The sequence below is a fragment of the Paenibacillus sp. FSL L8-0502 genome, from assembly GCF_038593055.1.
Lineage (GTDB): Bacteria > Bacillota > Bacilli > Paenibacillales > Paenibacillaceae > Paenibacillus > Paenibacillus polymyxa_D.
In genome coordinates, this window is record NZ_CP151958.1 from 5524498 (window position 1) to 5546512 (window position 22015).

Here is a 22015-nt window from a genome sequence, read left to right on the forward strand (position 1 = left end):
CTTTTTTTGCTATTGCGTAAAAAGCTCTATTATTCTCTTATTCGTGAATTCAGGCTATCGCTCAGCGATGATACTGACCGCTTGCAGATGGTCGGCGTACTTTACAAACTGCTTGCGCATACCCATAACCCTTGTCCGGGCAGCATGGTTACGCATAAGGTTAAAGGTGATTTTTCCAAGTCTCAACCAGCCCTCGTCCTGAATGATACGTGGCAGATGCAATAAGTGCATGGGAACCGTATAGATTTTAACGACCTTAAAGCCTTCCTCTTTCAGCAACTGTTCCCACTCTGACACCGTCAACGGTGTCGCGTTAACTCGCATGGCTACAGCCAAGTCCTTGTAAATTTGCTTTCTGAGCGCAGGCTCAATATGGCTAGGAGCAAGGCACATCTCATGGATAGCAAACTTCCCGCCTACTTTCAAAAGCCGCCTGGCTTCCGAAATAATCTGCGCTTTCTTGGCCCTTGTGTGCATCGTCAGCATGGCTTCCCCATATACCACCGTCGCAGAGGCATCCGGCAACGGAACCTGTTCAGCATCGGCAATAATGACCTCCCGGTTTGCTCCGCTTGCATACGTTTTTACGATAGAGGCCGCCTTCTCATTCTGTTCAATCGCAATATAACGGCGGGGATTAAGCTGTAGTGTGATTTGGGCAGTTATACCCAATCCGGGGGCAAACTCAATGACCTCATCCTGCCCGGTTACGTCAAGTCCCTCTATCATCCAACGTGTCGTTTTTAACCCTCCGGGCCTAAGCACGCGCTTACCGAGACTTGCTAATACCCAGTGCCCTGGCACCTGATTGTAATCTACTGTCTGCATTGGCCATTAACACCTCTTCTCAAAATTTGATAATGATATTCATTATCAATACGAGTGTAAAAAAAATAACCATTTTCTTTTTTTTATATGAGCATCTTGCTGCTATGTTCTCTTTTATATGTTTTGTGCATAGCTTTCACTTGGAGTTTGGGTCAACACTACATGCAGACTGGAATTCGTCTCTGAACCGCCACGATAGGAAAAGTGTTCATCGCCTGTAACATGAATGATATCCCCTTGGACAACTTCCGTTGCTTCGCCGTTCACAGTTACAGTACCGCTGCCTTCAAGAACAAGCAAATATACATTCGCTCCCGGGTGATTATGTGTTGGCAGCTCGGCATTAGGAGTAAAGTTGAGAATAAAAATTACATTGTCGGCTTCCTTATGCACAATTCGTTTTGTAAAGGCTGCTTCCTTATATTCCTGAAATTGAATGAGGTTTGATTTTTTCATATTGGTTCACGCTCCTGTTTGGAATTAAATTGCTTAAGATGGATTTATACCTTTATTGTATTGGATTATTTCGCTCGCCTTGTGATTGCAGTCACAAAACTAAATTTAAGGAGGATTTTGCAAAAATCCAATAAGCGACTTTCAATGAACAAAATATATAGATCGAAATGGTCTAGTTCGTCTATATATTGTACTTTGGGGCGACTGGAATCGAATTTTGCAAAATCCTAAAGTCAAAAATACTTTTGAAATATTTAAAAATTTGATTTCAATCATCTTTTTCATCGACACATCCAACTAGAATCGAATTGTGTTAGACAAACAAAAACAAGCAGGAGGTTGTTCCTATGAAACCAGGATTCCAACTGGCAAAGGATATTTATTGGGTAGGAAAAATTGATAATCGTGAGGTTCCCTTTCATCGTCTTCTACTATCTAAGGGCACAACCTATAATGCATATCTATTGAAAACCGGAAAACCGACCATTGTAGATACCGTAGATATGGCGTTCGGTAGAGAATTTGCAGAGGCTGTTGCCGAATTGATCGATCCATTGGATATTCAATATATTATCGTCAATCACACGGAACCAGATCACTCGGGTGGATTGGCGGCACTCGCCTCCAAGGCAACAAACGCTACGATCGTCTGCACTGAGATTGCCGTTCCGGAAATTCAACAAATGTACAAGCTTCAGCATCGCAACTTCCTCGTCATCAAGGATGGAGATCAACTGGACATTGGAGGCAAAACGCTGCTGTTCAAAGAAACACCTTACCTGCATACGGAAGAAACCATGATTACGTACTGCATAGAAGATAAAATCTTGTTCCCTTGCGATATTTTCAGTACACACGTGGCTGTAGAGCATCTATTTGCCGACGAGGCTGGTTTTGATATCACCGAGGACTTTGTCGGATACTATCAGGCTATTATTCATCCACATCGCAGATATGTGCGCACATTAATTGAAGCTGTTGCCGATCTGGATATTGAGATGATTGCACCTTCCCACGGCTTCGCCATCCGGCATGATATTGCCAAGTTTATTGATGTGTACGCCTCTATGAGTACCGAAACCAAGGAGGATAAAAAAGTAGCGATTGTTTATGCCACCCTAAAAAATAACACTAAAAAAATGGCAAACATTCTGAAAGACTGCTTTTTGGAGAACCAAATCAAGGTGGAGCTATGGGACGTGGATAAAGCCGATGAAACGGAGATATTGAATAGTATTGCCTCAGCGGATGCTGTTTTTGTCGGTAGCTCTACCAAATATGCTGATATGACAGGCAAATTGGAAGGCCTATTGCAACAAATGCAAAAGATGAATCTGGAAGGCAAGCTGGCTGCTGCCTTTGGTTCCTACGGCTGGAGCGGGGAAGCCATTGAAGTCGTACAAGATTACTTGAACGGTACCAATATGAAGGTCCAAAGCACTTCAGATGTAATCAAATCAACAGGTATGACCCATGTGGAATTCCCGGTACGTATTCGTTTCTCTCCTACAGATGTTGAAAAAGTGAAAAAAATTAAAAATGCCGCTGAATTTGTCTCAGATCTACTGCTTAGTGTTATTTAAAACACAGTAGCATATAGCGAATAGGAGAGATACTGAATGGGTAACCCACATTACGTTATTATCGGAGGCAGTGTCGCCGCCGTCAACGCAGCAAAAGCAATTAGAGATCATGATGAGCTGGCTGAAATATCTATTTACGGAGAGGAAGCATCCTTTCCATATAACAGAGTCAAACTTTCCAAGGGACTATTTACTGATTTGCACAGTGACAAAATCCTGATCAAAAAGGAAAAATGGTTTGCCAATCAACGAATTCATGTGTATTCCGGTATCAAGATAACCGAGATACATCCTGAGGATCGTACTATCCAAACCATAAATGGACAAACCGTTGCTTATGACAAGCTGCTACTGTGTACAGGAGCTCACAACCGTAAGCTTGTGCTAGAGGGGGCTTCTCTAAGGAATGTTCACAATATCCGTTTTCGACAAGATGCAGATAGCCTTAAAGCGGAATTGCGACAGGGAGACCGGATATGCATCATCGGCGGTGGTATTCAAGGCGTGGAAACCGCCTGGTCCTTCCAGCAAGCAGGGTATTCTGTAACCATACTGGAAGCCTCGCATCGGCTTATGCCCCGCCAGCTAGATGAAAAGGCCTCCACTATTTTGACCGATCGTATGACCGATCGGGGTACTCAGGTACACCTTGGACAAGGCGTACAACGTATTAAAGGCACAGATCATGTTGAAGGTGTGGAACTTCAAGACGGCTCCGTTATCCCCTGCGAGCATGTCGTGTACTCTATCGGAATTGTACCTAATACGGAGCTTGCTCGCCAAATCGACCTTGGTATTGGACAAGGCATTCTGGTGAATGCGCAGATGGAGACCAGCGCCACCAATATCTATGCAGCAGGTGATGCAGCCGAATTTCAGGGTAGAGTAGATGGGTTATGGGAAAGCGCAATGGAGCAAGGAAAAATAGCAGGCGCCAATATGGCGGGCGCATCCGTCAGCTATCAGCGTCCCCTCCCTGTAACCCTGTCGAACTGCTACGAATCCCCTCTCTTTTCCATCGGTCTAGTAGATGAACGAGTCTGCGACACCAGCCTGATTACTAAAAGTCAAGCTTCTTATACACGTATGTTCATACAAGACGGCTCTATCTGCGGCGTGATTGGCTTTGGGGATGCCCTTGCTTCACTACCATACAAAACAGCCATCATGCAGGGACTCAAACCGGATGCACCAGAGCTCACAAAAATTTTAAATGACAAGGAGAACTAGAGATGAAAAAATATGTATGTCAGCCCTGTGGATACATTTATGATCCTGCTATCGGCGACCCCGATGAAGACGTTATGCCCGGTACAGCGTTTGAGGATCTTCCAGAAGACTGGGTTTGTCCAGTCTGCGGTGAGGATCAAAGTCATTTTGCCCCAATAGATGATACAGAATAACAACCATGCACTATAACCTGTAGTTTCCGGTTTATGAATGGAGTGAATGAATGTGAATGAGATGTCCTGCCCCTGCCAGTGCGAAAAGGAGCCCTGTGCCCGCAAAGTACCTATCTTTTCCTCTTTGTCCTGCGAAGATTTGTGTAAGGTCAGCTCCATGATCCGACACCGAAAATATCAGAAGGGTGAGGCCCTAATTATCGAGGAACAAGCATCCGATACGCTGTACATTATTAAAAGCGGGCATGTCAAGCTGCTGAAGATGACGCCTCAGGGTAAGGAGCAAATCCTGCACATTCTAACAACTGGCGATTTTTTTGGCGAGTTGAACATATTTAACAGCGATGAGCTGAGTAACTTTAGTGCGTATGCCTTAAAAGATACTGATATTTGCATGCTCACCAAGGATGATATGGAGCAGTTGATCCGCAACAATCCCGATATCTCTTTGAAGCTGCTCAAAACCATTACTAAACGCTTGGCACATACCGAAAACCTGGCTCAAAGCCTAGCTACCAAAGACCCGGAAATCCGTATCGCCTATATGATTCTTGAGCTTGGACATAAATACGGCAAGCCGGATGGCTCCAATATTAAAATAAATCTCCCCCTTTCACGCGAAGAAATGGCTAATTATGTGGGTGTCACCCGCGAAACCATCAGCCGTAAATTTGGAAAATTTGAACAGCTGGGGATTATTCATAGCAAGGGTACACGAGAGATTACCATCTGCGATGTACAAAAACTGAACGAATATATGGATTGAGACATATATATACCAGGTTACTCTGGCATGAGAACAACAAAAAACCGCTTCTTTAACTTATGGATTGCAGTTGATCTATCAACCACTTCCATTTCGTTAAAAGGCGGTTTTTACCATATTTTATACTCCACTAACGATCAATTGTCGTGTTCACGCCTTGGGAAGACGCTCCCCATGCAGGCCGCGCTGAAGGAAGTTCTGGCGAAACTCCGTCTGTGGAAGGAGCAGTCTCAATCGTGGTCGATTGGGAGCAATCCCACACTACTTTGACCAAATACCCAAACAATAACACATTCAACAATGACGTCACGCACAAAATAATACCGTATTGATCCCGAGAATTGGAGCTATAGAAGATATCAAAGGTATTCAGGAAAATCGTAAGACTGAATCCACCTGCAAGCCATAAAAATCTGCGGTCTCGCAAATACAGATACGCCAGTACAGCTAACGCCGCCGCAGGGAACAAATACCTTTCATGCATGCTGGAAGCGAAGGTAAATACACCTGCAATGAGTACCAGTGCAGCTGCCGCTGCAAATTGTGGTTTGCGACTACGGATATACATCCACCACGTGAACAGAGTCACCAGCACAATGCAGATCATACCCCATGTATGGTAACTAAACAGGAACAGCGTTGTAGTGTCCTGCGTATAATTGCCTCCGATCAGTGCAAAAAAGTTATACGCGTTCACCGAAGCATACGGATACTCGCCGACCGTTCCCTTGTATAGGTCAAGTAGCCATAACGGTTCCTGCCCCCACGAAAATGGCAATATAACCAGAATGGTCGTCACAACGGCACCGCCAATGGACAACAGCCAAGGTTGTATTTTGCGTTGTCTCAGCAGCTCGAAAAACAAAACTGGCCCATAAATAATTCCCTGCGGCTTCATCAATACCGCTACCGTAAACAATACGGCTGACCAGCCCACCCGGTTTTCCACAAGCAGCACAATCATGCCCACAATCAGCAGAGTAAAGAAAGAATCCACTTGCCCCCAGAAGGTCGAATTGATAAATACAGCTGGGTTAAACACGTAGAATATAGCCAATCCAAGGCTTATTCCATAGCCGACCCGTTTGCTCGCCAACCGGTACAGCATGTACACTGTCACGATATCGGCTAATATATTTGGAAGCCGCAGCAGCACGGACATATAGGGACTGAAAGCATCCGTAGAGCCGATTTGACCGATCACATATAAAATATAAATATAGAACGGCGGATAATCACTTGATCCGTTCGTGTAAAAGCCCGATAAGCTATCCGCTGCTGTCGTAGCCCAGTTCCGGAATAGCATTAAATCCATGTGACCCGAAATCCATGGGGCGATCGCCATTCTTAAAAAGAAACCCACACCCAGCACAGTCCACAGCATCAGTCCTCGATTACGTTCCCCGAGCTTCCAATCACGAGCCCGAAAACGGTACGTAATAAACACGAATGCACCGAAGAACAAAGCGGCGAAAACCGCCAGCGGAGTCGCATAAGCAGATGAAGAATTCCCACTTCTTCCACCACCGCCAGGACCGCCCATGCCAGATCCGTTACCAGACATGCCTCCGGGGCCTCTGTGCTGGCCGTCTCTGGCGGCACCACTGCTGTCCGATGCAGACGTATCCGTTCCAGCCATTGTACCTTGGTCACCCGATGTTGATGTCCCCTCAGTGGAGGAGTCGGTAGTTTGGCCTGTCGTCCCCTGATCCTTGCTGTCAGCGCTATTCACCGAATCCAGCCCCCTCATACCTCCGCCAGGTCCGCCTCCTCCCCCAAACCCGCCGGATGGGCCCTGTCTAACAGCCGCAGACTGGGACGCGGAGCTACCTGAATAACTCCATAACGAAACGACACTAACGACAGCACACAATATGAGACTAAATAGAAGTATATATTTCAGACCGTTCGCTTTCCAAACGTTCAAATCCGATGCACCTCTCTCTGTTTCTATTTTCCCATATTGTATCTGCCTTAGCTTAGGACTTTGTGAGTTCTGGCTGAATGTTGGCTGAATACGGAATCATCACACTGAAGATTGTCGTTCCATCTCCATAATCGCCCTTTCCAGCTGAGATTGTGGATGCTTCAGCATGTTGCCGTGACCGACAGCTAATAAAGATGGATCGAAACTCGCCAGCTTTTTGGCGCTTTTCAGCGAAATTTCCTTGTTCCAGGTAGCCAGTGCCGGAAAAGGAAACAGCGGTTTAAGCCTTCCCGATACCGCTATACCTCCTCGGGTCTGAATGGCGTCGCCTGCAATTAACGCTCGGGTACGAGTATCCAAAAATGCCATCGAACCCGGCGTATGTCCTGGTGCGCTGATCGCCAACAGCGAACCTACATGATCCCCATCCTCCAGTAAAACGTCAGGCTGGGTAAGGATATGCTTCGGTACATCGCCCCGAATTGGAGTATCCGGTTCCCCTGCCTCCAACGATACATCGCCCTGTAGCAGCGGTGCGTCCCGCCTTGAAATGAATACTTGCGCGTCAGGATACCTTGCCTTCAGCTTATCCAACGCACCCACATGATCCCCATGGGCATGGGTAAGTACAATTCGAATAATCGGCTGCCCGATCCGCGCCGCAGCCTGCTCTATACCACGGGTACTGTATGGCAATCCGGCATCTACTAAGGTGAGCCCCTCTTTCTCCTCCACCAAATAACAGTTCACCGGGAACAGCCGGGGCATAAACGTCAATTGATACAGATGCTGTACCTGAACAATACGCATTTCAGCTCATCTCCTTGTCTTCATCACAAACTAATTATATTAGTATTATAATTAATATAATTAGTTTTAAGCAACTGTTTTTGCTGCTATTCAGCCGGAGTTGGAGCTTGGGACTACTACGGGGACGATCACACTGAGAAAAACAGCAAAAAAGCATCCCCGGAACTCTGCCTCCGTGGATGCCTCTCAAAGCAAAAATTAGTCTTAGATACGAATCTTCCTGCACGCTCCCTTTGCCCAGTCTTGGGAATGGTGATATCGAGATGTCAGGAGATCCAGATATCATTGCAGAAACTTGGTACAACTTATACGAGAAAAAAGACAGCTTTGAAGAAACATTCCCAAAAGAAATGGATCCAACAACTTCATCCGTAATTACAGCCGGATTGCCTCAGCAATAGGCGTACTGCCAGACACCAGATTAATTGAACGATGATACGTTTGCTGTTCCTCCAGCACTGCTATGACCACTGCCGCCACATCTTCACGGGAAATGGTGTGGCTGGTGAAATCCTCACCGGTAGCAACTTTGCCGGTGCCCACATCATCCGTCAGGCCACCCGGACGAAGAATCGTGTAGTCTAGGTTGCTCGCTTCCAACAGGCGGTCTGCATAATGCTTCGCCACATAATACGGTTTAATGGATTCGGGCCACTGCTCCCGATTCTCCGCATGTAGGGCGCTGACCATTACGAAGCGTTGGATACCTGCTTGTTCGGCGGCTTCCATCGCCTTGACCGCTCCATCCAAGTCGATAAGCAGCGTTTTATCTGCACCTGTTTTTCCGCCGGAGCCTGCTGTGAATACGACAGCATCGCTGCCTTTTATAGCTGCGGCAATTTCACCAACCGTCCCTTCGAGGTCAGCTACCACTGTTTCTGCTCCCAAACGTTCAAGCGCTTCGGCCTGATCCGAATGGCGGATCAACGCCTTTACACGATGCGATTTATTTTGCCCCAGTAGACGAACAAGATGTCTGCCTACTTTTCCATTTGCGCCAATCACCAGTACGTTCACTCATATCCCTCCTGTATTCAGAGTCTCTCATCTACATTATACAGATGTATTTTACCCTTCGGGTCTGCGACGCAACCATGTTAGCTGCATCAGGTTGAAATCAGACTTCTTTGGTCAGCTCACCATCTCGCTTTTGCTGCACACGCAGACCTGCCAAAAAGGTAGCCATGATCACCTCAATGCTCCGGTCCACCTCGACAGGCAAACCAAACCCGCCCTTTTGTTCAAGCGAGGCAAATCCATGAAGCAGGCTACGGAATCCCCTCGCTGCATGAATGCAATCTTCTTCCTTGAAGCCGTAACCACTGGACAGGACGGTAATGACCAGCTCGGCCACGCGATCCGCAGCCTGCCTCATTTCGGTATCATTTCGATCAGTTGCATACAGCATCGCTTCATACAAACCGGGTCGCTCGCGAGCATACCGCATATACGCCTTCCCCATAGCGGTTAGCGCATCTGCGCCCGCTCTACCAACTGCTGCGCTCATCAAAGCTTCCTCCAACTGTTCGAGACTGTGCAATGCCAGTACTTGGCGCAGTCCATTCAATCCGTCCACGTGGTTATACAAAGACGGAGGGCGAATGTGCAACTTTTGCGCCAGCGTGGTGAGCGTGACATCCCACATCCCTTGTTCATTGGCAATGTCCTCGGCAGCCCGCAGAATATCTTGCAGCTTTACTCCGTTTCTAGGCGACATCATCCTGTCTCCTTTCATCGAATTTCTATGTAATTCGGTTCCTTATACATGTACAGAATCGATCCAGATTCTATTTTAACTAATCCTGTTAGTTTATACAAAGAAAATGCCGTTTACCGCAGCCAACCTGCATCGAATCTTTACAGAAGAGCATAGCAGTCATTACTGATATAATAAAAAAATAAGATCATAGAACGGATCTGATCCCTTCCTCGATCCCCTACAAAGGAGCTAGCTATATCTATGGAACCCAAACCACTTCCAGCTATTGAATTTAACCACATCATCAAATATTTCACCGGGTCTGGACAACAACGTGCGGTTCTGAACGGGATTACCGCAAAAGTTTCCCCCGGCAAAATCACCACGTTGGTCGGTCCATCGGGGTCTGGTAAAAGCACGTTGCTTTCACTGTGTAACCTCCTAATGACACCGGATGAAGGGGAAATCCGTGTCCTCGGCAAACCTATATCGGAGTGGGAGATCCCTGAACTGAGACGGAAAGTCGCATTGGTTTTTCAGGATGCCCCCATGCTTCAGGGAACTGTCCTGTACAATCTCCAAACCGTAGAACGGCTGCACGGTACAGTGCTGGGTGATCCTGCCAGCCTGTTGGAACGCGTAGGGCTCACCCGCGACCTGTTGGAACAGAAGGCGCAGGAACTGTCTGGCGGACAAAGACAACGCTTGGCCTTGGCGCGGACGCTTGCGAACCGCCCGGATATTTTACTGCTGGATGAGATTACTTCTGCACTGGACCCTGCCTCGGTCAAAGAGGTTGAGGAACTGCTGCTACAAATGAACAAAGAAGAGGGAACAACGATGATTTGGATTACGCATCACATGGAACAAGCCCGCAGAGTAGGCCACGAAACATGGCTAATGATCGACGGAAGACTGATAGAACAAGCGGATACGGAGACGTTTTTTAATGCTCCGCAGCATAGTGAGACCCGCAAGTTTGTAGCAGGAGAATGGGTATGACGATTGTTGCTTTGATTCTCTCTCTTGGTTTTGTATTTATCGCCATTGTCATGTCCAAATCCTTCAAACTCGGTCTGGACCGAGACATGATCATCGCCACGATCAGAGCGTCGGTTCAACTGCTGGCGATTGGATATGTATTGCATTTGATTTTTGGGTTGCAAAGCTACGGGTTTATCGTATTATTCATTCTGCTCATGATTACCGTAGCCTCACAAAATGTTGCGCGCAAAGGACGATTTATCCCCGGTCTCATGTGGAAGTCATTCCTGACTTTGCTGTGTGTGGAAATCGTTACACAGACATTCCTCATTGGCCTGCATATTATTCCGGCGACAGCCCGATATATGATTCCGATTAGCGGTATGATCATTGGCAGCTCCATGATTTTGTCCAGTCTGCTGGTATCCCGGCTCAAGTCGGAAGTCCTGCTGCGCAAGCCTGAAATCATGCTCATTCTGGCACTAGGCGGCACGCCTAGACAAGCCATCTTCCCTATACTCAAGGATTGCATACGTTCCAGTATGATTCCAACCATTGAGGGGCAGAAAACGCTGGGGCTTGTCCAGCTTCCCGGCATGATGACCGGACAAATCATCGCAGGTGCCAATCCGATTGCCGCTGTGCGTTTGCAATTGCTCATCGTATTTACCACCATGACCTCTGCTATTTTGACCAGCGTGCTACTCAGCCTGTTCATTTATCCGGCATTATTTAACCGCCAGCAACAACTGCACCCCGAAGCATGGGAACGCTAATCAGGTGAATATCCCCAGTTATCTGCTATTTGGCAAAATAAAAGGGACATGTTTAATTCCTGACACAAAGGTTAATAGATACACGTACCCGCTTTACTAAAATTCGATGAGGAGTGATTGAACATGGCTAACAACAACCAAAATGGCAAAATGAGTCGCGAAGAAGCAGGACGTCTAGGTGGAGAAGCTACTGCTAAAAATCACGACAAAGAATTTTACCAAGAGATTGGCGAAAAAGGTGGCGAGGCCACTTCCAAAAATCATGGCAAGGACTTCTACCAGGAAATTGGTGAAAAAGGCGGCGAAGCCACTTCCAAAAACCATGACAAGGAATTCTATCAGGAAATCGGACGCAAGGGCGGCGAAGCCCGTGGCAATTCAGACCAAAGTGATAGCGACGGGAAAATGAGTAGGGAAGAAGCAGGCCGCAAAGGCGGCGAGGCTCGCGCACGCCAACGTAAAAATAATTGACAATAAAGCTATGCCGTCGGTGCAATCCTATGAAGAGGCACAGACTGCGTATAAACACAAAGTAAGTTGACGTTTATGTTATAAAAGCCTATCTGCCGGAAGAATGGCAGATAGGCTTTTTGTGTAAAAGTTACTTTCAACATCGGATCATACACCTTACAATATACATAAACAGGATAAATAACCAATCATACATATTTTATTACAAATGAAAGAATGGATTATGGGAGGTTGGTGCGAATGTTGATTACAAAAAATAAAACGGCTGCAACTATTTTAAAAATTATATTTTTTTCACTAATTTTCAGCTGGATTTATTATTATTCAGGTCATCACTCGACAGAAATCGCTAAGCTAGTTAAAACTACAGATGATTACTTGGTCATACAGAGAGATACTTTTAACGGAGGTGGATATAAAGAATTATATATTTCCTCAAAGTCCGCGATCCCTCCTCTGGTTATAGGCAAACAATATTATTTCGTGTCTGATCAAAGGTACTTTCAACACCCATATATCCGCTATGTAGAGGAGTAAAGCAGAACAAGAGAAAAAAACACATGCAACTCAAGTCAAATATTCCTGCATTCCGGCTGTTAAGATGGAGTCGAAAGGAGGGAACGCTCGTGTATGAATGGAACGAAATGGTTCAGCTTATGATCGATTGGATTGATAATAATCTTACTTCAGCACCTTCGTTGTTGAGAATGTCCAATCAGTTAGGCTACTCCCCTTACTACTGTACAAAACAGTTTCATTCCCTTACAGGAATAACGTTAAGGGATTATGTGTGGATGCGCCGGATTAGCCGTGCCGCGCTAGAACTCCGAGATGGCAATGTCCGCATCCTCGATGTTGCAATAAAGTATGGGTTTTCTTCACAGGAGGCTTTTACACGGGCATTTGTAAAAGCATTCGAGGTAACTCCGGCTGTATACCAGAAGGAGCCCCGACCTATTCCGTTAGCCATTCGCGTTGAGGTGTTCTCTCCTTATCATTACCATTTGAAGGAGCGGGATAAGATGGTTAAGGATCATTTGCAAGAAGCTGAAGTCAAAATCGAGCATATACCAGCACACAAATTTATTGGAATCTGGGATACCTCTTCTCGAAACTACGGTGATTTCTGGAGAAACGGTCACAATTGTGATGAAATTTGCGGAACATTGGAAAGCATGTCTCATCTCAAGCTTCCCGAACAATTGGGCCAAACTGCGGGCTGGTTCTATCAGGATGGTCAGAAGGGATATCTCTATGGAATACCGGTTGCCGCTGACTACGCCGGAGAGATTCCCGCAGGAATGAGGTGCCGGGACATCCCCGAATCAGATTACCTGGTGTTTTTCCACCCACCCTTCAATTATTTAAAAAACAATGGAGACGTTATGAGAATGGTGGAGGAGAAAGCTTGGAACTTTGACCCTAGCAGCCTGGGGTATGAATGGGATGAGGAAACAAAGCAAGATTATCAGCGGCATTTCCCAGAAGGATACGGATACGCAGTGTTACGTCCAGTAAAAAAAGTGTAGAGAAAAAGAATCCGAAGAAGCCGCTACGATCAGGATGCTGTTCATCGTCTTGCTAAAGTCTGTTGAAAAATAATAACAGTTTATTACTGACGGGTTCCGTTTTGAGGTGCAATACACATCGAATTGACATTGTGGACACAATCCGATGTAAATACAGAATAAACCGATTCACTGAATCATACAGTTGTCGGTTTATTCTTGATCAGCATTTTTAGTTTGCAAGTAACTATCAGTGATTTAAATATCGTTCTTTTTAATACATTTTATTAAATAAATTTGGAATAAAAGCTGCTTTCAGCTTTTTTATTCGTCTATAACAACAAATACAATTGTGGAGGTATAGAATATGAGCTCTGTCTCAAAAATAGCTTGCATATCTATTTTAGGTCTTACTTTAGGTGCGGGAGCAGCACAAGCTTCTTCGACACATATTATCGTTAATAATTCAATTGTATCCTCTGATGAAACTTACCAATCTCATGGGATTACCATGGTCCCATTAAATGCTGTTCAAAGTTTACCTGGTGTATCCATCACATGGAATAATAGCACCAAGACAGTCACAATAGATCGTAACGGTGAAAAAACACTATTAAAAGTTGGGCAGAAAAGTGCAACGCTTGGTTCAAAAAATATAACCTTGCCTGTTGTCACTACATTGAAAAACGGACGGATTATGGTCCCTCTCCGATTCATTGCTGATTCATCCAATGCGTATGTCTCCTGGAATCCAAAATCTCAGACGGCCTATGTAGCGAAAGCAAACAATGAAATAAAAAACAAATATACTTCGGATAAGCTTAATGTATCCAGAGGAGCAGCAATCAAACTTCCCAAAGTTAGCAATTTAAAAGAATATACACCCAAAGGGTATGAAAATCTGAACACAGACTATTATTTTCCTGAAGGCAAATCAAATTCGTTTTTTATTCAGGAGATGGATGTTATTTCATACTATAAAATCAGCAACGATTGTAGTGTATTAATATGGACAGCACGTTTTGACTCAACCAAAAGGGAGAGCAGTGGTCTATCCTTTTTGCCTTATAAATTAGTGGAACAAGACGGCCAGAAACCTACAATTCAAGGGCGAATAACCCATTTTAATTTCATGGCCGCTGTTGGAGAAATCAGTTACAATCTCATTGACAATACTGGGAAAGAGATAAACCCAGGGCAAAAACCAGTTGATCCAACAAATTTCTTTTTTGATATCCCTGATGAACAAAAATGATCGAATTGACTTTGCATGCGTTCTTTTCCTCTTACATTAATAAAGACCAGAATCTAAGCTGGTACGTGGTAATAAATTGATACAATATTGGTTTGGAGGTATAGGCAATGAAATCTTTTCGTTTTTGGCTAGTCCTAATCTCGTGTCTAGTTATTACTGTAAATATTATGGGGAACGACGACTATAATATGCTATTGGCTATCGTTAGCCCGTTGGTTTGGATGTATGAATCATTTCGATTTGTGCGAGAAGCAGACATCCCCATAGCCATTGTTTACTTCACTACACTAGTTTTCTGGTATCTTATTGGATACGTTTTGGATCGTTTGATTAGAAAATTGAAAAACTAAAATCACTTGAAGTTATCTTCTAAATTGTCGTCTACTTTGTCAGGCTCAAACTCGACCGTTCTGTTTCAAAGCGATAATCATCAGACAGTGAAAGCATCTTATTGTAATCGCGACTCATAGAAGCGTTCATATATTCTGAAAATGTCGAGACAGCAGTCTCCTTGGGCTTATCGGGAAGTTTATAAGGCTCCTTATCCCCTCCAAAACCCGTAACAATTACGGTCAAACCCCCTCCTAAGACAACCAAGCAAGCCAACTTATTACGCGATACAATCCTCAATAAACAAAACCCTCTTTGTTGTAAATTTTACCACCTATTTTCAACGTATCTCAACTTAAAAAGATGCTATAAAACGCGGCATAACTTCTTGTAAAGTCCCATTCATTTAAAACCAAGGTCATGCCTTTAATATAATTTTATTTTAACGTAAATACTCACTGAACACCTTTGTTACCTTATGTAATGTCTTCTTCCCATCCTGTAAACTAAGTTCCATCAAGCGGTAACCGCTGGATCATAGAGAGGATGAGATATTTATGAGTTTGGATAATAGAGTTTTTGCGATACAAGCTGGTCTGGACGGACGTGTAAATGCAGTTATAGATCAAACCCTTGCCGAAAAGCGTCTGATCGGCACAGTCGTCATGATATATATGGATGGTTCACCCGTGTATGTCCGAGCGGCGGGGCTGGCTGATCGAGAAGAACAACGTCCTATGCATGAGGATGCTTTATTTCGGCTTTCTTCTGTATCCAAACCGATTGTATCTACTGCGGCTTTGGTTTTGGCAGCCCAAGGATTGATTAAGCTCGATGAATCTATTGAACGCTGGTTGCCCGATTTTCGCCCCCGATTAACCAGTCGTGAGCAGCCCTCCATTACAGTACGCCAATTGCTGACACATACTGCCGGGTTGACCTATGGCTTTTTAGAGGAAGAAGGCGGGGGTCCCTATCATCGTGCAGGCGTATCAGATGGCATGGATTTTTCAAATCTTACGCTGGAGGAGAACTTGCAACGTTTGGCTTCTGTGCCTCTGTTATATACACCGGGTAAAGCATGGGGATATTCGATTGCTACTGATGTGCTCGGCGCTATCATTAGCCGCGTATGTGGCACAAGCCTTGATGCAGCTGTTAAAAAACTCGTTACCGAACCTCTCGGTATGCACGACACCAGTTTCGCGGTCGCGGATGCCGGACGGCTTGCGGCTCCTTATGTTAACGATATATCAGAACCTCGGCGAATGCGTGAGCTTGAGGTTGCACAGGTTTTTGAGGGCACGGCAGGACTACGTTTTCAGCCTGCACGAGCCTTTGATCCCACGGCTTTCCACTCTGGTGGCTCGGGTATGATTGGCAGCGCAAAAGATTTCATGCGACTGTTGGAAACACTGCGAAACGGCGGCAATCCGTTACTTTCAGAGGAATGGGTCCGCGAAATGGGCACCATCCAGACCGGGAACCTTCCCTTGGCAGGCTGGCCGGGGCGGGGTTTTGGATTAGGATTCACCGTACTCCAAAATCCCGATGAAAGCGGAACAGCAGAATCACCCGGAACGTGGCGTCTCGGAGGAGCTTATGGTCATTCGTGGTTCGTTGATCCCGCACTAAGACTCAGTGTGGTCGCCTTTACCAATACAGCGTTTGAAGGGATGTCAGGTCCGTTTACAACTGAGCTTTGCCAAGCCATTTACGGTAGCTCAAATAGGGTCTAATAAAGTGGGGGTTACATGTTTATGGTCTACAGGCGAGGACAGGACAATTAACGTGGTAGAGTGCCCATGCTTTCCACACTCATCCCCGAACTGCTCCAGCTTGAGCATAGACTCAACCATGACTTTCAGTAAGTAATTTTGCTCGCCGCTGATTCTATGGCACTCAATGACTTCAGGTGCAGATTGGCAAAACTCAACAAATGAATTGCATTGATTCGTGTGCACGAGCACGTGAGCCATGATCGGTTTTCCAACTTTCTCATGTGAAACTGTGGCACGATATCCGGTGATAATACCTTTATCCTCCATGCGCCGTACTCTTTCCGTTACGGCAGGCTGGGAAAGTCCAACCTCCTTACCCAGCTCGGTCATGGAGATACGCGCCTGGTTTTGTAGACACAACAAAATTTTATGATCCACTTGGTCCATCAAATCCATCTCCTTAAATCCAAGGTAATATTGCATAAACGCAATTATTATTATGTAGTATTTCGAATATTGACTTATTATTTTATGATTTAATGAAATATTAGCATGCAAAATCAAGGACGTAAAGTAGGAGGACATGGAGAGGGAATGAAACTAATGAAATATAGTAAGCCTCTGCTTTTCATCGCACTTGGCCTATTTGGTGTATACACGATTGAGTTCGGTGTGGTTGGCATTTTGCCGGTCATCATTGAACGTTTTCATATTACGGCAGCTCAGGCCGGGTTTCTTGTCAGTTCATTTGCATTGATCATCGCGCTGTTCGGTCCCTTCATGGTGCTATTGATGTCCAGGTTTAACCGCAAGCGAATCATGACAATGTCGTTGTTTGTTTTTGCCATAACAAGCTTGCTGTCAGCCTATACATCCAACTTTTATCTACTAGTGATTTTACGTATCATTCCGGCTCTGTTTCACCCGGTGTACTTCTCGCTTGCCTTTGTCGCCGCTACTGCGTTGTATCCCCCGGAAAAGGCAACGCAAGCTTCCGCCAAAGCCTTTCTCGGCACGAGCATGGGAATGGTACTCGGTATTCCAATTACGGCCTATATCGCCAATCAAATTTCATACGAGGCCTCCTTCTGGTTTACTGCGGTAGCGAATGGGATTGCAGGGATTGGTATTTTATTCATGCTGCCGGATACACCACAAGCCGAAATGTTCTCCTATCGGAAGCAGCTTGGCATTTTGCGTAAAATACCGCTGTGGCTCAATATCGGGGCAGCTACTTTTATTTTTGCAGCCATGTTCTCGGTGTATAGCTATTCTGCCGAATATTTGGGACAAAACACAGGGATGAGCAGCAATGTTATCAGTTTTCTGCTTATTATTTTCGGCATCGGCGGAATGCTCGGCAATCTATTGGCTGGCAAGCTCATGGGCTTGCATAAGGTACGCACCGCTCTTTTTCATCCAGTAGTCTTGGGGGGCACCTATTTGCTGCTGTACGGGATCAGTTCTTCATTCATCCCTACCCTCTTCATCATTATTGTGTGGGGGGCCGCTCATACCAGCGGACTGATTGTCGCCCAGATTTGGGTGATTGATGAGGCCAAAGAAGCTCCCGCGTTTGCCAACAGTCTTTACATCTCGTTTATTAACCTGGGGGTTTCACTGGGCTCGCTGGCAGGGGGATGGTTTATTGCCAGAGCGGGCATCCAGGGGACGCTGTGGAGCGGTTTGCTGTTCGCCATGCTGGCGATGGTATGTATCGGGACTAGAGTAATTTATCCACGTATTTTTCGAAATATAAAAGGTTAGATGTGCAAAACTAAAAAGTTGCAAGAGGGCCAAGCCTGTTATCATAAAAAAAAACGGTCAACACTTTGTATGGTGTTGAACCGGTTTTTGTTTAATGATTTATTCCTGCCTGTCGGATTGGATTAGAATGAAACATGCACTTCGTTGCGAATTAAATCAACGTATAACCACCATCCGGGAACAGCACGCTTCCGGTGGTAAGCTTGTTCGCCATCAGATACAACACAGTATGTGCAATTTCCTCATTATACCCCACCCCGGTGTAAACAGATGGTCGAATGCTCCGACTTTTTCAAAAAACGCCTGAACCTCTTCCTCTATTTGATTATTAAGCATGTTGATTATGTAAATTCGTATTATTCTCAGCTACTCTATGGGGATCATATCATAACTATTTTAAAGGAATACTTATTTTTATTCAGATGGGCTTTCCTGCACCGAGCTTTTGCGATAGGATGTCGGCGATTGGCCCGACCAGCGCTTGAACTGTCTGCTAAAATGCGCAATATCCCCATAGCCGAGCATATCGGCAATTTGTTGCACCGACCATTGCGGATCAGCCAACAGCAACTTGGCCTCATGCAGCACAAGCCCGGATAGATATACACGGGGAGAAACGCCGAAAACACTACGGAAAACACGATTACAATGGGATACGCTAATACCTAGCTCGGATGAAATCCCCTCGATCCCATCCTGTTTTTCCACCGAGCCAGCCTGCCCATAGGGCTGATTCACTCTGCCCTGAAGACGACTGGCAATCTGATGGGCAAGCTCTGCCTGCACATATCCACGCCCCGGCAGATGAGCGGCTTCGCTGGATACAGCCTCCCACAACGTTGCGAACAGTTCAAACACAGCAGATTGAATCCGCATTCGCTTTGCCACCGAATCACTACCTACTCCTATGTCTTCCGGCGTTGAAAGATCGAGCAACTTGCCCAGCGCTGGTCCCATCTGCCCTGCCACTGTGCCTTCAGCTGGAAACAGCACCTGTTCCAGACGACTCAGCAGCGAGAGAAACAGCTTATCATCAATGTCGAAATGCATGCAAAAATACGTAAATCCCTTTCCGTTACTATGACTGGAGTGAACAATCCCCGGGCGCAGCAGCACCAGATCACCCTGTCGCTGGGTATAGCTACGACCATCCACAACCATGATCTGTTCTCCCGCAAGCACGATGTTAATTTCATATTGAGGATGCTCGTGTGGCGGATAGCTCCAGTCTCTTCCCACACTTCGTGTATGAATGGCAAATAGATTGACTGTGGTCCGCACATCGGGAAAAAAGAATTCCTCTCCGGCAGCTGTAAGGTCCGGATGATGGGGACGCTTCGGTAAACGTGGTGACGACATGTTTTCCCTCCTGGCTTACTTACATGGATATACTCCAGTATATCGCTTTCAGCGCGATTTGGATAAATAGTTGAGCGATTTGACAATGGTTCCCCACCACATGACATGCTAGGCTCTAAGTGAAGTTAATCAAAGTTGAACTTTATCATGAAAGGGGTTTCATTATATGTCGAAAAATATATTTTATAACACACAGCATGCACCTATCGGTTCTTTTTCCAGCTTTACACTTGGGTTTAAGGGTAATCGCGGCGGACTTGGTTTGGAGCTGGGCAAGCCTGCCGACGAAAATGTATATATCGGGCTGCAATCCAGAGATGGCGAATCATACGAGGCGCTTCCCTTCTTTGCATCCACACAGGATGAAAGTGCCCGCTACGACGTGGAGAAAAAGGGTAAACGAACGGAACCGCAGCTTATGGCCTTTGCTGATTCCGACATTACCCGTGAGCTAAAAGTAGGAACGGATACATGGCAGGCCGGCGATTTGACGTTCCGGCTGTACTCTCCTGTTCGCCCGGTACCCGAGCCGGGAATTGCAGGTATGGATGAACTGCGAGCAGCGTTGGTTCCGGCGGTATTCGCCGAGCTAACCGTCGATAACACGCAGGGGACTGCAGCGCGAAGAGCTTTTTTCGGCTATCAGGGCAGTGATCCGTATAGCGGCATACGCATTATAGGAGAAGATCCGCGCAGGGACACTACGGATTCTACCCCATTGGAGGAAAGACTCACAGGCATCGGCCAAGGGCGCAGTACAGCCATTGTGACCAACAGCAGCGAAGCAGTACCTGCCAGCGGATTTGCAATGGAGAAGCTGCTTGGGGAGACCATGGCCGAGAATTTATCCTTTGGCCTGGGCACGACGGGTGCGCTCCTGATGGACGTTCCCGCAGGTGAGAAGCGCACATATGCCTTCGCCATATGCTTCTATCGCGGCGGCATTGTGACAACAGGCATCGAAGCGTCGTATTACTATACCCAGCTGTTCAAGGATATTGAGGACGTGGGAAACTATGCGTTGAAGCATTTTACAGACCTGACTGCAGCCTGTGTTCAGGCTAATCGCTGGATGGAGTCGGCAGACCTGAGCCCGGACCAGAAATTTATGCTCGCTCAGGCGATCCACAGCTACTACGGCAGTACTCAACTGCTGAGTCACCAAGCGGACGGAGAACCGATCTGGATTGTGAACGAAGGCGAGTATCGGATGATGAATACCCTCGATCTGACGGCGGATCAGCTTTATTATGAATTGATTTTGAATCCATGGACGGTACGCAACGAGCTGGAGTGGTTTGTCCAAAGGTACAGCTATCGGGATGAGGTACGCTTTCCGGGAGAGGAACAGACCTATCCCGGTGGTATCACGTTTACCCATGATATGGGCGTAGCCAACGTGTTCTCCCGGCAGGGATACTCCTGTTATGAGCTGGCAGGGATTGACGACTGCTTCTCTTACATGAGCCACGAGGAACTGGTGAACTGGCTTTGCTGCGCCACGGTATATATCGAGCAGACACAGGATCAGTCATTTACGACACGTATGCTACCTGTTTTGTGTGACTGCTTCGAAAGCATGCTACGACGGGATCACCCCGACCCGGCACAACGAAACGGCTTGATGGGCTTGGACAGCTCTAGAACCCGGGGCGGCGCGGAAATTACGACCTACGACAGTCTGGACGTATCTCTGGGTCAGTCCCGCAACAACATTTATCTGGGCAGCAAATGCTGGGCGGTATATGTTGCACTGGAAAAGATATTTGCCTCAAAAGGGCTTAACTCCCTCTCACAGGAGGCTGGCTTACAGGCGGACAAATGCGCAGCAGCAATCACAGCACATATGACAGACAAGGGCTATATTCCTGCAGTTATTAAAGAAGGCAATGACTCGCAGATTATTCCTGCCATTGAGGGGCTGATCTTCCCTTACTTTACAGGATGTGAGGATGCGCTTAAGCCTGATGGACGGTTCAGTGGATATATCCAAGCATTGCGGCGCCATTTGGAAACTGTACTGGTACCGGGAGTTTGTCTGTTTGAAGACGGAGGCTGGAAGCTGTCCTCGACCAGTAACAACTCCTGGCTGAGCAAAATCTATCTGTCACAGTTTATTGCCCGCGAGCTGCTAGAGCTGCCTTGGGAAGAAGCTGGGCAGGCCGCAGACGCTGCCCACGTCTCATGGCTCCTTCACCCTGAAGAATCCTATTGGTGCTGGAGCGATCAGATACTCTCCGGCATTGCCCACGGCAGTAAATATTATCCGCGCGGAGTTACCGCTATTTTGTGGCTGTATGAAGGCAACGGCAACCGTCTGACTCTCCCAGAGCATATGAGTCAGGATCAGAAACAGCATGTCTGAGGATCAT

General features: G+C 46.3%; 22 protein-coding genes and 1 pseudogene. 13 read left to right on the plus strand and 10 right to left on the minus strand.

Annotation, left to right across the window (positions count from 1 at the left end; all coding sequences use genetic code 11):
- Positions 1-54: 54 nt before the first annotated feature.
- Positions 55-828, minus strand: a complete 774-nt coding sequence (locus NSQ57_RS24180) for a class I SAM-dependent methyltransferase (protein WP_029518715.1) — start codon at positions 826-828, stop codon at positions 55-57.
- A gap of 114 nt (positions 829-942) precedes the next feature.
- Positions 943-1284 carry a cupin domain-containing protein gene (locus tag NSQ57_RS24185; RefSeq protein WP_069012219.1) on the minus strand — a complete coding sequence of 114 codons (342 nt, stop codon included), beginning with the start codon at positions 1282-1284 and terminating at the stop codon, positions 943-945.
- A gap of 347 nt (positions 1285-1631) precedes the next feature.
- On the opposite strand from NSQ57_RS24185, the gene NSQ57_RS24190 reads away from it, so the two are divergent.
- The 4 genes from NSQ57_RS24190 (at position 1632) to NSQ57_RS24205 (ending at position 5036) form a co-directional block, all read left to right on the plus strand.
- Complete coding sequence (locus tag NSQ57_RS24190) at positions 1632-2867, plus strand: FprA family A-type flavoprotein (RefSeq protein ID WP_342425420.1); 1236 nt, start codon at positions 1632-1634, stop codon at positions 2865-2867.
- A 36-nt stretch (positions 2868-2903) separates the two neighbouring features.
- A complete protein-coding gene (locus NSQ57_RS24195; protein WP_342425421.1) occupies positions 2904-4097 on the plus strand; it encodes an FAD-dependent oxidoreductase in 1194 nt (397 codons plus the stop codon).
- 2 nt (positions 4098-4099) lie between these two features.
- On the plus strand, positions 4100-4270 hold the full coding sequence (rd, locus tag NSQ57_RS24200; RefSeq protein ID WP_007432984.1) for a rubredoxin: 171 nt from the start codon (positions 4100-4102) through the stop codon (positions 4268-4270).
- 61 nt (positions 4271-4331) lie between these two features.
- Positions 4332-5036, plus strand: a complete 705-nt coding sequence (locus NSQ57_RS24205) for a Crp/Fnr family transcriptional regulator (RefSeq protein WP_029518719.1) — start codon at positions 4332-4334, stop codon at positions 5034-5036.
- 130 nt (positions 5037-5166) lie between these two features.
- Here NSQ57_RS24205 and NSQ57_RS24210 read toward each other — a convergent pair whose 3' ends face one another.
- The 4 genes from NSQ57_RS24210 to NSQ57_RS24225 all read right to left on the minus strand — a co-directional run bounded on the left by NSQ57_RS24210 (position 5167) and on the right by NSQ57_RS24225 (position 9490).
- On the minus strand, positions 5167-6963 hold the full coding sequence (locus NSQ57_RS24210; protein ID WP_342425422.1) for a glycosyltransferase 87 family protein: 1797 nt from the start codon (positions 6961-6963) through the stop codon (positions 5167-5169).
- A 99-nt stretch (positions 6964-7062) separates the two neighbouring features.
- Positions 7063-7773 carry an MBL fold metallo-hydrolase gene (locus tag NSQ57_RS24215; protein ID WP_340957332.1) on the minus strand — a complete coding sequence of 237 codons (711 nt, stop codon included), beginning with the start codon at positions 7771-7773 and terminating at the stop codon, positions 7063-7065.
- A gap of 375 nt (positions 7774-8148) precedes the next feature.
- The gene (locus NSQ57_RS24220) at positions 8149-8790 is read right to left on the minus strand and encodes an SDR family oxidoreductase (protein ID WP_342425423.1); all 642 of its coding nucleotides are present in this window, start codon (positions 8788-8790) and stop codon (positions 8149-8151) included.
- Positions 8791-8890: 100 nt separating this feature from the next.
- Complete coding sequence (locus tag NSQ57_RS24225) at positions 8891-9490, minus strand: TetR-like C-terminal domain-containing protein (protein WP_340957337.1); 600 nt, start codon at positions 9488-9490, stop codon at positions 8891-8893.
- A 243-nt stretch (positions 9491-9733) separates the two neighbouring features.
- Here NSQ57_RS24225 and NSQ57_RS24230 point away from each other — a divergent pair, with 243 nt between their 5' ends.
- From NSQ57_RS24230 to NSQ57_RS24255, 6 genes are all read left to right on the plus strand, one after another.
- Positions 9734-10474, plus strand: coding sequence for a phosphate ABC transporter ATP-binding protein (locus tag NSQ57_RS24230; RefSeq protein ID WP_340957339.1), 741 nt, complete (start codon positions 9734-9736; stop codon positions 10472-10474).
- The gene (gene fetB / locus NSQ57_RS24235) at positions 10471-11232 is read left to right on the plus strand and encodes an iron export ABC transporter permease subunit FetB (protein ID WP_340957341.1); all 762 of its coding nucleotides are present in this window, start codon (positions 10471-10473) and stop codon (positions 11230-11232) included. Before NSQ57_RS24230 ends, fetB begins: the two co-directional genes overlap by 4 nt.
- A 123-nt stretch (positions 11233-11355) precedes the next feature.
- Positions 11356-11703 carry a general stress protein gene (locus tag NSQ57_RS24240; protein ID WP_029518726.1) on the plus strand — a complete coding sequence of 116 codons (348 nt, stop codon included), beginning with the start codon at positions 11356-11358 and terminating at the stop codon, positions 11701-11703.
- Between the two features lie 240 nt (positions 11704-11943).
- Positions 11944-12240 (plus strand): hypothetical protein, encoded by a 297-nt coding sequence (locus tag NSQ57_RS24245; protein ID WP_029518727.1) that lies wholly within the window; start codon positions 11944-11946, stop codon positions 12238-12240.
- 89 nt (positions 12241-12329) lie between these two features.
- Positions 12330-13232, plus strand: coding sequence for an AraC family transcriptional regulator (locus NSQ57_RS24250; RefSeq protein ID WP_029518728.1), 903 nt, complete (start codon positions 12330-12332; stop codon positions 13230-13232).
- A gap of 346 nt (positions 13233-13578) precedes the next feature.
- Positions 13579-14466 (plus strand): copper amine oxidase N-terminal domain-containing protein, encoded by an 888-nt coding sequence (locus NSQ57_RS24255; RefSeq protein ID WP_342425424.1) that lies wholly within the window; start codon positions 13579-13581, stop codon positions 14464-14466.
- A 381-nt stretch (positions 14467-14847) separates the two neighbouring features.
- Here the strand turns inward: NSQ57_RS24255 and NSQ57_RS24260 are convergent, their stop codons facing one another.
- Positions 14848-15042 (minus strand): hypothetical protein, encoded by a 195-nt coding sequence (locus tag NSQ57_RS24260; protein ID WP_340957347.1) that lies wholly within the window; start codon positions 15040-15042, stop codon positions 14848-14850.
- 311 nt (positions 15043-15353) lie between these two features.
- On the opposite strand from NSQ57_RS24260, the gene NSQ57_RS24265 reads away from it, so the two are divergent.
- The gene (locus tag NSQ57_RS24265; RefSeq protein WP_342425425.1) at positions 15354-16535 is read left to right on the plus strand and encodes a serine hydrolase domain-containing protein; all 1182 of its coding nucleotides are present in this window, start codon (positions 15354-15356) and stop codon (positions 16533-16535) included.
- Here NSQ57_RS24265 and NSQ57_RS24270 read toward each other — a convergent pair.
- Positions 16521-16964, minus strand: a complete 444-nt coding sequence (locus tag NSQ57_RS24270; RefSeq protein ID WP_029518733.1) for an Lrp/AsnC family transcriptional regulator — start codon at positions 16962-16964, stop codon at positions 16521-16523. The two genes, NSQ57_RS24265 and NSQ57_RS24270, sit on opposite strands and share 15 nt — an antisense overlap.
- A 147-nt stretch (positions 16965-17111) precedes the next feature.
- Here NSQ57_RS24270 and NSQ57_RS24275 point away from each other — a divergent pair, with 147 nt between their 5' ends.
- Positions 17112-18284, plus strand: coding sequence for an MFS transporter (locus NSQ57_RS24275; protein ID WP_342425426.1), 1173 nt, complete (start codon positions 17112-17114; stop codon positions 18282-18284).
- A gap of 151 nt (positions 18285-18435) precedes the next feature.
- Here NSQ57_RS24275 and NSQ57_RS24280 read toward each other — a convergent pair.
- Both NSQ57_RS24280 and NSQ57_RS24285 read right to left on the minus strand, forming a co-directional pair.
- Positions 18436-18537 (minus strand): annotated as a pseudogene (locus NSQ57_RS24280) (dehydrogenase); the annotation flags it as partial.
- Between the two features lie 161 nt (positions 18538-18698).
- Entirely contained in the window at positions 18699-19643 is a 945-nt protein-coding gene (locus NSQ57_RS24285; protein ID WP_069012237.1) for an AraC family transcriptional regulator, read from the minus strand.
- A 166-nt stretch (positions 19644-19809) separates the two neighbouring features.
- On the opposite strand from NSQ57_RS24285, the gene NSQ57_RS24290 reads away from it, so the two are divergent.
- Positions 19810-22008 (plus strand): glycoside hydrolase family 52 protein, encoded by a 2199-nt coding sequence (locus NSQ57_RS24290; RefSeq protein WP_342425427.1) that lies wholly within the window; start codon positions 19810-19812, stop codon positions 22006-22008.
- Positions 22009-22015 lie beyond the last annotated feature (7 nt).